The following is a 13,237-nucleotide window of genomic DNA, read 5'->3' as shown; positions in this document are numbered from 1 at the left end:
ATTCCATTTAAGCTGTGAATGCCGCCCCTTAGCAGATGTGATGCTTCCGTAAAGCCCTTCACGTGGGCAAACGCCAATTTAGCCACATTGTTAAATCAATGTTTCGTGCAGACGGCGATAGGAACTTGCTACCAATCCCCTATTTTCGGGATAAAAAAATACGGACACCCCTGGGGAGAGGTGCCCGCAATACGCCAGATGAGACGGTCCTAGATGGTTCCAAGCGGGAACGTGAGCGCCATGATGCAGATGCACGCCACGAAGATGACGGCAGTGATGACGGTGAGCCTGTCGAGGTTCTTCTCCCACACGCCCGAGCCAGCGGCGGAGTTGTACATGGACGAGGCGATCATGTCAGACACGCCCGTGCCCTTGCCGGAGTGGGCGAGGATGAGGAGGATGGTGAGAATTGCGGAGATGGTCATGACGACCAGCAGGAAGACGTTGAGTGGGCTCACTTGTATGGCTCCTTCGGGCATGCCGCTTGTGCGGCTCAGTTAGACATCAGAACAGGTTAGCACAGTGGGGTCCTGCCACAAAACGTCCAGAGCCAGACATCCCATGCAAAAGCAGAAGGGGCACCCGGGATTACCGGATGCCCCTTTCGCGTTCCCTTGGAGGGGCTCGTTACATCGCAGCCTTGACCATGGCGGCGAAGCTGTCCGCCTTGAGGGAGGCGCCGCCCACGAGGGCGCCGTCCACGTCCTCCTTCTCGAGGAAGCCGGCCACGTTGTTGGGCTTGGCCGAGCCTCCGTAAAGTACGCGGATGCCGTCAGCGGTCTCCTTGCCGAAGATCTGGGCGAGGGTCTCGCGGATTGCGCCGCAGACCTCCTGCGCGTCGTCGGCAGTGGCGGTCTTGCCCGTGCCGATGGCCCAGATGGGCTCGTAGGCGATGACGTACTTGGAGGGATCCTCGATGGTGAGGCCCTCGGTGTCCTTCTTGATCTGGTCGACGACGAACTCGACGTGCTTGCCCGCCTCGCGAACTTCGAGGGACTCGCCGCAGCAGCTGATGGGCACGATGCCGTGAGCCATGAGGGCCTTGGCCTTCTTGTTCACGTCCTCGTCGGTCTCGTGGAAGTAGCCACGACGCTCGGAGTGCCCGATGATGCAGTACTTGGCACCGACGTTGGTGAGCATGCTGGGAGAGATCTCGCCGGTGAAGGCGCCCTTCTCCTCCCAGTACACGTTCTCCGCGCCCAGGGCGAAGGGTGCGTCATGCTGCTCGATGACCTCAGAGACGCCCTTGAGATCGACGGCGGGGGTGCACACGACGACGTCGACGTCGCCGGTGCCGCCCTCGAGCTCCTTGGCAAGACCCTCGGCGAGGGCGACGCCCTCGGTGTAGGTCTCGTTCATCTTCCAGTTGCCCGCAATCATCCTGTTACGCATCGAGAAGCGCCTCCACTCCGGGGAGCTTCTTGCCCTCGACGAGCTCCATGGACGCGCCACCGCCGGTGGAGATCCAGCTCATCTTCTCGGCAAGATCGAACTTGTTGATGGCCGCGACGGAGTCGCCACCGCCAATGATGGAGGTGCCGCCGTTGGCCTTTACCTCGGCGACCGCGCGCGCAACGGCCTCGGTGCCATGTGCGAACTGGTCAAACTCGAACACGCCCATGGGGCCGTTCCAGAACACGGTCTTGGCGCCCTTGATGGCGTCGGCGAAGAGCTGCTCGGTCTTGGGGCCGATGTCCATGCCCATGCGGTCGTCGGGAATGTTGTCGGAGTCCACGGCCTGGCCCTGCGCATCCTCGCCAAAGTGGTCGGCGACGATGTTGTCGATGGGGAGAAGGACCTTGACGCCCTTCTTCTCGGCCTTCTCGAGCATCTCCTTGGCGCGGTCGACCCAGTCCTCCTCCTTGAGGGAGGTGCCCACGGTGTGACCCTGGGCCAGGAAGAAGGTGTAGGCCATGCCGCCACCGATGATCAGGGTGTCGCAGGAGTCGATGAGGTGGTCGAGGACGCCGATCTTGCTGGAGACCTTGGAGCCGCCGACGATGGCGACGAAGGGACGCTCGGGGTCGGCGAAGATCGAAGTCAGGGTGTCGACCTCCTTCTCGAGCAGGAAGCCGGCGACCGCGGGGATGTACGCGGCCGGGCCCACGACGGAGCCCTGAGCACGGTGCGCGGTGCCAAAGGCGTCGAGCACGAAGAGGTCGCCGTAGGAGGCGAGCTTCTTTGCGATCTCGGGGTCGTTCTTCTTCTCGCGCTTGTCGAAGCGGACGTTCTCGAGCAGGAGGATGTCGCCCGGCTTGACGGCGTTGACGGCCTCGGTGGCCTTGTCACCATAGGTGTCGTCGACGAACTTGACGTCGTAGCCCGTGAGCTCGGCGAGCTTGGCCGCAACGGGCTTGAGCGAGAGCTCGGGCTCGGGGCCGTCGCCCTTGGGGCGGCCGAGGTGGCTCATGAGCACGATGCCCGCACCGTGCTCCTTGAGGTACTTGATGGTGGGGATGGCAGCGCGGACGCGGGTGTCATCGGTGACGACGCCGTCCTTTAGGGGGACGTTGAAGTCGACGCGCATGAGGACGCGCTTGCCCTCCACGTCGATGTCGCGAACGGTCTTCTTGGTAAAGGCCATGCTCACTCCTTCTGTTGACACGTTGCATTGCCGAGGAAAAGGGGCGCGGCCGCGGCCCTAAAGCTGCGAACCGCGCCCCTGGTTACTTGGGAAGCGTCACCTTAGGCAACGAACTTCTCGAAGTACTTGATGGTGCGGACCATCTGGGAGGTGTAGGAGTTCTCGTTGTCGTACCAAGAAACGACCTGCACCAGGTACTCGTCGCCGCCAACGGGCAGCACGGAGGTCTGCGTGGCGTCGAAGATGGAGCCGTGGGTCTCGCCCACGATGTCGGAAGAGACGATCTCGTCCTCGTTGTAGGCGAAGGTCTCGGGGATGGTCTCGGCGTAGGCCTTCATCGCAGCGTTGACCTTCTCGGCCGTGAGGGCCTCAGAGGACTTGACGACTGCATAGAGAAGGGTGGTGGAGCCATCGGGCACAGGCACGCGCTGAGCGGCACCGATGAGCTTGCCGTCAAGCTCGGGGAGGACGAGGCCGATTGCCTTTGCAGCACCCGAGGAGGTCGGGACGATGTTGGCAGAGGAGGTGCGGCTACGACGCTTGTTGCCCTTGCGCTGCGGGCCGTCCAGAGCCATCTGGTCGCCAGTGAAGGCGTGAATGGTCTGCATGATGCCGGACTGGATGGGGAACGCATCGTTGAGGCCCTTGGCCATGGGGGCGAGGCAGTTGGTGGTGCAGGAGGCAGCGGAGATGATGTTGTCCTCGGCCGTCAGCGTCTCGTGGTTGACGTTGTAGACGATGGTCTTGAGGTCCTTGCCCGCAGGAGCGGAGATGACGACCTTCTTGGCGCCGGCGTCGATGTGAGCCTGCGACTTGGCCTTCGAGGTGTAGAACCCGGTGCACTCGAGGACGACGTCAACGCCGAGCTCGCCCCAGGGGAGCTTGGAGGCGTCGGGCTCCTTGTAAATGGTAATCTCCTTGCCATCGACGATGATGGAGTGATCGGTGGCCTCGACCTTGTGATCGCGAGCGTAGTTGCCATGGGTCGAGTCGTACTTGAGCAGGTAGGCGAGCATGTCCGGCGAGGTGAGGTCGTTGATGGCGACGATCTCGGAGCCCTCGTGTGCGAACATCTGACGGAATGCCAGACGACCGATGCGGCCAAAGCCGTTGATAGCAACCTTTACTGCCATGCTGTCTCCTTTCGCGTGGCCGACCAGGGCCTATCCCCAGCTCGACCAAAGACTAAGCGACACACCACTCATATTATCCCCATTTATGCCTTCGCTACGCATGAACGGCGTCCTATGACAAATTTTGTTTTGCGGAGAGGAGATGTACATCTATTGCTAATCAATCTGTAGGATGACCAGTTTTCTCCGCAAGCGGTAGGTTCCACGCCACGTTTCTGCAGTATTCGTGATGTTTTTCCCCTTTTGGAGCATACGAGGGGGGGCACATCGCCGCTATTCGTCCCTGGGACTTGATACAAGGGCCTCGAGACGCAGCACCCGGTGGTACATCGCCGACTTTGACGCGGGGGGATCGCACATCTCGCCCAGTGCGGAGAGCGAGAGCTCGGGATGGGCACGCCTGAGCTCGCAGAACTCGCGGACGGCAGGAGGGAGGGAGCGGAGCCCCAGCTCGCGCTCCGCCCGGTCGATGAGGGCGAGCTGGTCGGCCGCCGCGCCGGTGGAGCGCGCCTGGTTGGCCATCTCGGCGTTGACCCTGCGGTTGACGTCGTTCTTGAGCGACTTCATGCGCCGGACGCTCTCGACCGCCAGGGCCGAGCGGCGTCCCCCCATCGCCTGGATGAGGCGCACGATCTCGTCAAAGCTCTTGAGGTAGATGGCAAAGGTCCCGCGCCTGCGGTTGAGACGGGCGGAGACCCCCATGTTGGCAAGCACGTCCATGAGGCCGTGGGCGTACTCCTCCCCCGTCACCGCGATCTCGAGGTGGAAGTCGCCCCTGGGGTCGGCGATGAAGCCTCCCGCCATGAACGCACCTCGAACGAAGGCGCGACGACAGCACTCCCTGCCCAGCAGCTCGCGCGGGATTCCGGAAGACAGACCGTGACCGGGGACGAGGATCCCCAGCCTCACCAGGTCGGCCTCGAGCTCGTCCTGCTCGGGTATCTCGATGAGGTAGTTGCGCGTCTTGTGCAGGTTGGAGTGGCGCACGGTAAGCGGCGTCTCGAGGTCGAAGAGCTCGTGCGTGAGCTTGATCATGGTGCGCGCCACCGCTCCCGTCTCGGTGGAGACCTTGATGGAGTAGCGGCCGGGCCCCCTGAACGAGAGGGTCCCGCAGATGCGCGTGATGGCCGATAGCTGGGCGTACGCGCAGAGCGGACACTCCCCCTCCACGCGAGACAGCTCGTCCTTTACCTGGGCGGTGAACGACATGGCTACCCGCTATCCGGTCGTGACGTTGGCGAGCGGCAGGTCACGATGCGAGAGGTGCACGTGGTACCCCTGCCTGGTGAGGCGCTCCGCCGTTGCGTTGGCGATCGCGACACTGCGGTGCTGCCCACCCGTGCACCCCACCGCGATGGAGAGCTGCGACTTTCCCTCGGCGATGTAGCCAGGCATCACGATGTCGAGCAGGTTGTACCAGGCCTTGAGGAACTCGACGGTGACCTTGTTGCCAAGCACGTAGTCGCGCACCTTGGGGTCGTTGCCCGTGAGGGTGCGCATCTCGGGGTCGTAGAACGGGTTGGGGAGAAAGCGCACGTCGATCATGAGGTCGGCCTCGACGGGCATGCCGTGCTTGAAGCCAAAGCTGAACACGTTGACGTCCATCAGCTGCTGGTCGGACAGCTCCGAGAAGCTGCGCCGAATGCGGCTGCGCAGGGCGTTGGTACGCAGCCGACTGGTGTCGATGACCAGGTCGGCATGGTCGCGCACTGGTGCCAGGATGCGGCGCTCGCGCGCGATGGCATCTGGCAGCGACTCCCCGGGGTGCGCGATGGGGTGGCGGCGGCGCGTCTCGTCGTAGCGGCGGCGCAGGACGTCGTCAGAGGCGTCGAGGAAGAGGATCTTCACCGTGAGCTCGTGGTCCTTGAGCTGCTGGATGGCATCGCTCATCTCGTCGAACAGGCCCTGGCTCCTGAGGTCGCAGGTGACGGCGAGGTGGCGCCCCACGTTGGAGTTGATGCCCACGACCTTGGCGAGATCGTAGATCAGGCGCGGCGGGAGGTTATCGATGCAGTAGTAGCCCATGTCCTCGAAGACGTGCATGGCCTGGGTGCGGCCGCTGCCCGACATGCCCGTGATCACCACGATGTCGGGAATGCGGTCGTCCTGCGCCGCGAGCCTCATGCTCTGGTTGCTGCTCTGGGTCGTCATGTCCCTCCCCTGTTGGCGTCAACCCAATACCCCAGTATATTCCACGCCATGCGGTGGCCCAGACAGTCGAGGAGGGTGCCCCTCTCCCCTGGGAAGGCGAGAGGAGGCGTTGGCGCGAGTAGGCAGGCATCCCGTGGGCTGCGGATGCGCCGAGAGCCCCTGGCTGGAGGTGCGGCCGTTCCGGGCTCCCGGCCCACCCTCACGGACGGCGGGCCGGAGCAAAGAAGGGGACGGATGGAGGGGCACCGAGGTCGTGGCGCCGCCAATCCCGCCGGCTTCGCTCGGTCGCCGTGAACGGAGGGGTGCGGCAGTTCACTGGTGCCCCCGGGAGCTGAGGGGTACTTTGTCACGCTAGGCCCCGCATGGTTTTGGCCGCCCGATGCTTAACAAACCTAGGCCTCGCGCGGATTCTGACGCCTGATGCTTAGCTGCTCTAGGCCTCTTGTCGATTTTGATGCGCGGTGCTTAGTCGAACTAAGCCTCATGTGAGTTTGTCGGCAGAAAACCCACTGAGGCCTAGGGACGCTAAGCATGCCGGGACAGAATCCGCATGAGGCCTAGGGTTGTTGAGCAGGCAGACGACGAACTCGCACGGGGGCGGAGAATATTAAGCACCACGGCGCAGGAATCGCGCGAGTGCGCCTCCTTGGGTAGTCACCGACTCGCACGCAACCCCGACACCTTGAGAGCGCGAATCTTCGCGGTCCCGACCTACTCGCCAGGCTCCTTGGGCACGACCACGACGTTGTCGCGCCGCGCCCACTCGTCCGGGACGTCGCCCGAGGTGACGAGCGTCGCGGAGGAGAGGGGGGCGTAGGTAATCAGGCTCGTGCGGCCCAGCTTGCTGGCGTCCGCCAGGACGAAGCCGCGGGCGCAGTGGGCGAGCGCGGCGGATTTCACGGCGGCTTCGCCCCGGTCCTGCACGGTGTAGCCGCACTCCTCCGTGATGCCGTTGGAGCCCCAGAAGCCGAGCGTGAAGTGGTAGCGCGCGACCGCCTCCAGGGTGTCGGGACCGGTCAGCGCCGCCGTCGCGCTCGTGAGCCTGCCCCCCAGGACGATGACCGCGAGCCCCTTTGCCGCAAGCCTCATGGCATGCTCCACCGAGTTGGTGGCGAAGGTCGCCCCGCACGAGGGGGAGAGCTGGTCGACCAGCCGCTCGACCGTGGCGCCGCAGTCCAGGTACACGAAGTCGTCGGGACCGACGAGAGATGCCGCGTGCCGGGCGATCGCGAGCTTCTCCCCCGCGTGAAGGCCGTGGCGCTCCGCGAGCGTGAGGTCGCGCGTGAGGTGAGCTGCCTCCATGGCCATGGCGCCACCGTGCACCTTGACCAGCCGGTTTGCCTCGTGCAGGCGGTCGAGGTCGCGACGGATGGTGGATTCCGACGCACCCGTGGCCTGGGCGAGGTCCGACACGGTGGCCGTGCCCCTCTCCCCCACCATGCGGACGATGCGGGACAGGCGCTCCTGCGCGAGCACCTAGCGCTCCTCGGGATAGGTGACGCCCCACTCACGCCTGAGGCTGGTCATGAGGTCCATGACGTCGGCGGCGTAGTCGATGAGAGATGCCGCCCGCTCGTCGCCCGCAACCGCGCGCTCGAGGTCGGCCATCTCGTAGCACAGGGCGTAGCCCTCGACGCCGGCGTGGACCTCCTCACGGCTGCCGTCCGCGGTCCACACGATGGTCGCGTGGTCGGCGCGGGGATAGTCCATGACCTCGACGTAGCACTTGTCAAAGCTCAGCACCGCACGCTTGGGCTGTTTGGAGTGGAGCGAGAGCGAGAGGACGCCGAGCTGACCCTGCTCGTTGCGGCAGACGATGCCGCTCGTCTGGTCAACCCCCGTGGAGGCGAGGTTGGCGAGCGAGACGACCTGGTTGGGCTGGCTCACCATGAACAGCCTCATGAGGGATAAGGCGTAGACGCCGATGTCGAGCATGGCGCCACCGGCGAGCTTGGGGTTGTAGAAGCGGTTGGTGAGGTCGCCGTACTCCTTGTAGCTGCCAAAGTTGAGCTGCGCCAGGTTGAGGGGACCGAACTCCCCTGCCTTGGCGCGACGCAGCAGCTCCTGGTACAGGGGCATGTGCAGGATGGTCGTGGCGTCCATGAGGATGACGCCGTGCTGGTCTGCAAGGGCGCGCGCCTCGTCGAGCTCCTGCGAGTTGAGCGTGATGGACTTCTCGCACAGCACGTGCTTGCCGGCGGCGAGGGCACCGCGGAGGTAGCGGATGTGGGTGTTGTGCGGGGTCGTGATGTACACTGCGTCGACCTCGGGGTCGACGTAGAGGTCCTCGATGGAGTCGTACACGCGCTCGACGCCATGGCGCTGGGCAAACGTGACGGCCTTGTCGTGCGTGCGGTTGGCGACGCCATGCAGGTGGCGACCTGCGAGCGAAAGCGAGATCGCCATCTGGTTGGCGATGACCCCGCACCCGATGACCGCCCAGCGGAGCTGCGGGGCGGCGAAGATGTCGTTGGGGAAGGGCTTGCCCTCCACTGCGGAGAACGCCGCCTTTGCGGCTGCCGCCGCGTCAATGGGACCTGCGGGCGTCTTGTCTGCTGCCATTGTGTCCTCCTGTGTTCGATGGGTTCTTGCGGTGCTGGTGGCACCTGTCTGCGAAACCCCGTGCGCTGTTATGCTCATTATTGCGCGTTTTTGCGTGTTTTCAACCTCTTTCGATCACTTCACGTCATTTCTAGTCAGAGAGAGGCCGTTAGTGGTGGGAGAGAAGAGCCACCACCACGGCAGCGAGCGATCCCGCTGGCATTGGGAGGGACTTTGGTCGCGGTCCATCCGAAAGAGCTCCGAGAAGGGGGCAAGAGGGTAACCCGACGCGAAGGGCTACGTAGGAAAGGACTCAGAGAAGGGAAGGGCAGAGAGGTCAATCCTCAAGGGATGGGTGATCCTGACTTTGATGGCGTCAGAAAGTGCTCAGAGAAATCGATTCGCAGAAAAATGTGCCCACTCATTTGAGGCGATGTTCATGGCGAACGTCGAGGCAGCCTCGGGATGGACTGAGGTGGAGCCAGTTCCCCTTTAGTGGCAGCAAACTCCCGACGTGAGCACTCACGCGGGCGAGTTCCTGCCTTCATTCGAATATTGATGTCATGCGACCTGTGGAAATGCCGGTCGGGCAAACTCCGCTGGCAGAAACTGCGTCACATGTGTACACACGCGAGGGACTTTCTGACAATCGGCCCCATCTCGGGTGCCCGAATGGCAGAAACCGCGCCGCGTGTGTACACACGCGAAGGACTATCTGCCAAAGTTAGAAACTTGATTGGATGACAACTGGGGAAAGTCTACGACGGAAGGCCACTCTGTCCAAAATCGCGTCGCGTGTGTACACACGCGGGGAACTTTTCGACAGGCGTCCGTAAGGAGTTAGGGTCTCCCCCAGGAAAGGGGGCCCGCTACCGTGCAGAAAGCCCTCGGAGAAGTGGCAGCAGGGGATTACCGGGCGGGCAACGGCGATCACCGGTGAGGGAGGCTTGCACACTGGCCAAGACTCGCGCGTGCCAGGAGGCCCTCCCCCTTCTTTGACCGGCAGACCCTCCCCCAGTCGAAGACACGACGTGTCCCGCACCCTACGGCGAGGACGCGTCACCTCCCCTTCCCTAACCCCCGCGCCGGGGCCGCCGCCCGGGGAGAGGGAGCTGCGCGGCGCGCGGAAGCCGGTCCCGTAAGACTTCGCGCGGTTAGGGACCCCGTAACCGCGCGGAACCTTACGGGAATTGGAATCCCGTAAGGATTGGCGCGGTTAACCGCCTCCTAAACGTGCGAAGTCTTACGGGACGCCCCGGCGGGGCGCCTAGGATGAGAAAGGAGCCACAGCCGCCATGCGCGACCACGGCCACGGAAGATGCCCCCTCTCCTCTTCTTTGACAAGGAAGCCCTCCCACGTGAGGGGAGGCGAGGTGCCCTTCCTCGAGGCTACCAGCGGGGCTAGTCGGCGACGCCCGCCCCAGGGTTGCCGTCGGGCGCGCCGTCACCCGCGGCGGCAGCGGCGACGCCCGCGGCCTCGTCGTCCCAGGCACGCAGGGTCTCCCACACAGCACGCGCGACCTCGGGCGGAACCCCCTTGACGGCGGCGATCTGCTCCTCGGTCGCCGCACGCAGCCGCTTCATGGAGCCAAACGCACGCATGATGGCGCGCTTGCGCTTTGGCCCCACCCCGTCGACCTCGTCCAGGATCGAGACGGACTGTGCCTTGGTGCGCAGCTCGCGGTGGAAGGTGATGGCAAAGCGGTGCGACTCGTCGCGCACCTGCTTGATGAGGTAGAGCGAGGCGGACCCCGACGGCAGGACCACCGGGGTCTCGTCCCAGGGGACGAACACCTCCTCGTCTGACTTGGCGAGTCCGCACACGGGGATATTGAGCCCCAACGCCGAGAGCTGGTTCATGGCTGCCGTGAGCTGCGGCTTTCCGCCGTCGACCACGAGCAGGTCGGGCGCGCGCTCGGCAAAGCGCTCGTCGGCCATGTTCTTCTCCCCGTAGCGACGGCCCAGGACCTCCTCCATGCTCTGGAAGTCGTTTGCCTCGTCCAGCTCGGCACGGATCTTGAAGCGGCGGTACTGCCCCTTGTCGGGGCGGCCGTTGGTGAACACGACCATGGACGCGACCGTGAACGTGCCATGCAGCGTGGAGATGTCAAAGCACTCGATGCGCAGCGGTGGGCGGTCCAGGGCGAGCGCGCTCTCCAGCTGCAGCAGTGCCTGGTTGGTGCGGTCGTCGGCGTACCCCGTGCGCACCATGTAGCGGTTGAGCGCGTGCCGGGCGTTGCTCTCGGCCATCTTGAGGAGGTGTGCCTTCTCGCCCCGCACGGGATGGTGGATGCGGCACACGTGGCCGCGCTTCTCGCCCAGCCACTCCTCGAGGAGAGGCTCGTCGGGAAGCTCGCACGCCAGGTCGACCTCCTGGGGGACGTCGGCGGTCTCGTCGTAGTAGCGCTTGAGGAAGCCCTCCGCCAGCTCCACGCGGTCCACATCCATGCCCTTGTTGAGCACGAACTCGCTGGAGCGGATGGTCCGCCCCTCGCGCACCACGAACACGCACGCGGCGCTGATGGTCTCCTCGCGGTAGAAGCCGATGAGGTCGATGCTCACGTCGGACGAGAACATGACCTCCTGGCGGTCGTCCAGCCCGGCGATCACGTCGAGGCGCCGCTTGATGCGCCCCGCACGCTCAAACTCCAGGTTCTGGGCGGCCTCGCGCATCTGGTCCTGGAGCTCGTCCACGATCTGCGAGCGCTTGCCGCCCAGGAACTTCTCGACCTGATCAACGTGACGGGCGTACTCCACGGTGTCGATCTCGCCGCAGCATACGCCGGGACCGCGCCCCACGTGGTAGTCGAAGCACGGGCGGCCGCGCTTGGCCAGCACCATGTTGGCCACCGGGATGTCATCGGGGTGGCTGTTGAGATAACGCCGCGCGCGCTTCCACTCGGCGCAGGTGCCTATGCAGATGGGGACCGCCTTGCGGAGGGTGTCGATGGTCTCGCGCGCCGCCTTGGCATCGGTGTAGGGCCCAAAGTACCTGGTGCCCTTGCGGTGACGCTCGCGAGTGTACTTGATGGCGGGGTACACGTCCGACTCGGTGACGGCGATGTAGGGGTAGCTCTTGTCATCCTTGAAGTCGACGTTGAAGTAGGGGTGGTACTGCGCGATGAGGTTGCGCTCCAGCACCAGCGCCTCGTGCTCCGAGCCCACCACCACGTAGTCGAACCCCCGCACGACCTGCATCATCAGGGGAATCTTGGCGCGGTCGTCCTGCAGCGTGACGTACTGCCGCATGCGGGCGCGCAGGTTCTTGGCCTTGCCCACGTAGATGACCTCGCCCTTGGCGTCCTTCCACAGGTAGCAACCGGGCTCGGTGGGAACCCGGTTCACCTGCTCGGCGATCGAGGGAAGGTGCGCTGGGGCAACGGGGGCGCCCGCCGCACTGTACGGGGGCGTCACGGCCTTGGCGACTCCATCGTCAGGCGAGAGGGACGTCCCTTCTCGCCTGCTGGCAACCTCGCCGGCATCGCGCGCGCCGCCCTCGCTCGGGCCATCCTCCCGAGAGGGGTCGCCGTGGTCTGGGCTAGTCCGCATCTGCCTGCCTGCCACCGGTGTCCCACACGTACTTCTTGAACTTCTGGATCTGGTGGTAGTAGGTGACCTCGGCCCAGAACCAGTGGTTGAGCGAATCCGCTTCGTAGAACAGCGGGAACTGTGCCATGCCGCTGCGGTAGCGCGCCAGGACGTCGTCGCGCAGGGCGGGGTCCTTGACCGTGCGGCGCACCACGGTGGGCGGCACGCACGCATACAGGAAGGGGTCGCCCGCCACGGTGACGGGAATCTGGTGCCCCAGCACGTAGTCCTCCACGAACAGGCTCACAAACGGCACACCGGCCAGGCTGAGGTAGAACGTGTTGCGGCCGGGACGCGTGTTGACCTCGAAGAAGCGATACGAGCCGTCGCGCGGGTCGTACTTGACGTCGAAGTTGGCAAAGCCGTGGTAGCCCACGTGCTTGAGGAAGCGCGCGGCCTGCTCCACCACGGACTCCACGCGGGCGTCGCGTATGACCACGGGGTTGCCGATGGCCGAGGGGGCGTGGTCCTGCAGCACGACCTGGCCCATGCAGCTCACGCGCAGGTTGCCCTCGTCGTCGCTGAAGGTGGTGACGGAGCGCAGGCCGTCGTCCTCGCCGGGGATGAACTCCTGCACGATGAGCTCGCGGTCGTAGCTGGACTCCTGCAGGTTGTGGTAGATCGCGCGCAGCTCGTCCGGCGTCTGAACCTCGAAGATCTTCTTCTTGCCCGGGAACTCCGCGTAGTGGTAGCGCGCCGAGTTGGACGGCTTGGCGATGAGCGGGTAGTCAAACTGGTCCGCGTCGATGGTGGCGTCGCGGTCGGCGCAGTCGAACAGCCAGGTCTTGGGGTAGTCGATGCCCAGCTCCTCGCAGATGGAGTAGAAGCGCTCCTTCTGGGTGATCTGGTCGAGGAGGTCGAAGTCGATGTAGGGCACCACGAAGCGGTGCTCGAGCTTTGCCTTGTTCTGCGAGAAGATGCGGGCGTACCAGTCGCCGGAGCCCACGAGGATGCCCACCTTGCCCTTTGCGGCGAGCTCGTCTCCCAGGTCCATGAGGTAGCTGATGAGGGACTCCTCCTGGTCGACCCCCTTGACCACCCGGTAGTCGCAGAAGCGGCTCGACGAGGCCGCCTTCACGTCCGCTGTGGCGAGCAGGATCGAGTTGATCCCGTACACCCGGTGGAACTCCCTCACGTACGAGTAGCCGAGTATGTCTCCCCCAAGGACGACGGGAACGAGCTTCTCCTTAACATCGTCCAGGCTGTTGATAGAAGCTGCCGCGGGACTCTTTGACATAGG

At 64.6% G+C, this 13,237-nt stretch carries 10 protein-coding genes; all 10 read right to left on the bottom strand.

Features of this window, described 5'->3' with window-relative positions:
- Nucleotides 1–209: 209 nt before the first annotated feature.
- Nucleotides 210–458, bottom strand: a complete 249-nt coding sequence (gene secG / locus FYJ68_RS05640) for a preprotein translocase subunit SecG (protein WP_326832239.1) — start codon at nt 456–458, stop codon at nt 210–212.
- A 169-nt stretch (nt 459–627) separates the two neighbouring features.
- The gene (gene tpiA / locus FYJ68_RS05635; RefSeq protein ID WP_154434832.1) at nt 628–1,392 is read right to left on the bottom strand and encodes a triose-phosphate isomerase; all 765 of its coding nucleotides are present in this window, start codon (nt 1,390–1,392) and stop codon (nt 628–630) included.
- Nucleotides 1,385–2,584: a phosphoglycerate kinase gene (locus tag FYJ68_RS05630; RefSeq protein ID WP_154434830.1), complete on the bottom strand. Its 1,200-nt coding sequence runs from the start codon at nt 2,582–2,584 to the stop codon at nt 1,385–1,387. The genes tpiA and FYJ68_RS05630 overlap by 8 nt, the downstream gene beginning before the upstream one ends.
- Before the next feature lie 101 nt (nt 2,585–2,685).
- Nucleotides 2,686–3,717, bottom strand: a complete 1,032-nt coding sequence (gene gap, locus FYJ68_RS05625; RefSeq protein ID WP_154434829.1) for a type I glyceraldehyde-3-phosphate dehydrogenase — start codon at nt 3,715–3,717, stop codon at nt 2,686–2,688.
- A 273-nt stretch (nt 3,718–3,990) separates the two neighbouring features.
- Nucleotides 3,991–4,926, bottom strand: a complete 936-nt coding sequence (whiA, locus tag FYJ68_RS05620) for a DNA-binding protein WhiA (RefSeq protein ID WP_154434827.1) — start codon at nt 4,924–4,926, stop codon at nt 3,991–3,993.
- 9 nt (nt 4,927–4,935) lie between these two features.
- Nucleotides 4,936–5,868, bottom strand: a complete 933-nt coding sequence (rapZ, locus tag FYJ68_RS05615) for an RNase adapter RapZ (protein WP_229772050.1) — start codon at nt 5,866–5,868, stop codon at nt 4,936–4,938.
- Between the two features lie 711 nt (nt 5,869–6,579).
- Nucleotides 6,580–7,344 carry a DeoR/GlpR family DNA-binding transcription regulator gene (locus FYJ68_RS05610; protein ID WP_154434825.1) on the bottom strand — a complete coding sequence of 255 codons (765 nt, stop codon included), beginning with the start codon at nt 7,342–7,344 and terminating at the stop codon, nt 6,580–6,582.
- Complete coding sequence (locus FYJ68_RS05605; RefSeq protein ID WP_154434823.1) at nt 7,345–8,430, bottom strand: Gfo/Idh/MocA family protein; 1,086 nt, start codon at nt 8,428–8,430, stop codon at nt 7,345–7,347.
- Nucleotides 8,431–9,810: 1,380 nt separating this feature from the next.
- On the bottom strand, nt 9,811–11,958 hold the full coding sequence (gene uvrC, locus FYJ68_RS05600; RefSeq protein WP_154434821.1) for an excinuclease ABC subunit UvrC: 2,148 nt from the start codon (nt 11,956–11,958) through the stop codon (nt 9,811–9,813).
- Nucleotides 11,948–13,234, bottom strand: coding sequence for a carboxylate--amine ligase (locus tag FYJ68_RS05595; RefSeq protein WP_154434819.1), 1,287 nt, complete (start codon nt 13,232–13,234; stop codon nt 11,948–11,950). Before FYJ68_RS05595 ends, uvrC begins: the two co-directional genes overlap by 11 nt.
- Between the last annotated feature and the right edge of the window lie 3 nt (nt 13,235–13,237).

Origin of the sequence: Olsenella porci (assembly GCF_009695875.1) — a bacterium.
Classification (GTDB): Bacteria; Actinomycetota; Coriobacteriia; order Coriobacteriales; family Atopobiaceae; genus Olsenella_H; species Olsenella_H porci.
This window is presented reverse-complemented; position numbering and strand designations above follow the sequence as displayed.

What these genes read in the sequence shown, in the direction of transcription:
- FYJ68_RS05595 (WP_154434819.1), bottom strand. Translation starts at nt 13,234, where the DNA reads ATGTCAAAGAGTCCCGCGGCAGCTTCTATCAACAGCCTGGACGATGTT.
- rapZ (WP_229772050.1), bottom strand. Translation starts at nt 5,868, where the DNA reads ATGACGACCCAGAGCAGCAACCAGAGCATGAGGCTCGCGGCGCAGGAC.
- FYJ68_RS05605 (WP_154434823.1), bottom strand. Translation starts at nt 8,430, where the DNA reads ATGGCAGCAGACAAGACGCCCGCAGGTCCCATTGACGCGGCGGCAGCC.
- uvrC (WP_154434821.1), bottom strand. Translation starts at nt 11,958, where the DNA reads ATGCGGACTAGCCCAGACCACGGCGACCCCTCTCGGGAGGATGGCCCG.
- gap (WP_154434829.1), bottom strand. Translation starts at nt 3,717, where the DNA reads ATGGCAGTAAAGGTTGCTATCAACGGCTTTGGCCGCATCGGTCGTCTG.
- tpiA (WP_154434832.1), bottom strand. Translation starts at nt 1,392, where the DNA reads ATGCGTAACAGGATGATTGCGGGCAACTGGAAGATGAACGAGACCTAC.
- whiA (WP_154434827.1), bottom strand. Translation starts at nt 4,926, where the DNA reads ATGTCGTTCACCGCCCAGGTAAAGGACGAGCTGTCTCGCGTGGAGGGG.
- FYJ68_RS05630 (WP_154434830.1), bottom strand. Translation starts at nt 2,584, where the DNA reads ATGGCCTTTACCAAGAAGACCGTTCGCGACATCGACGTGGAGGGCAAG.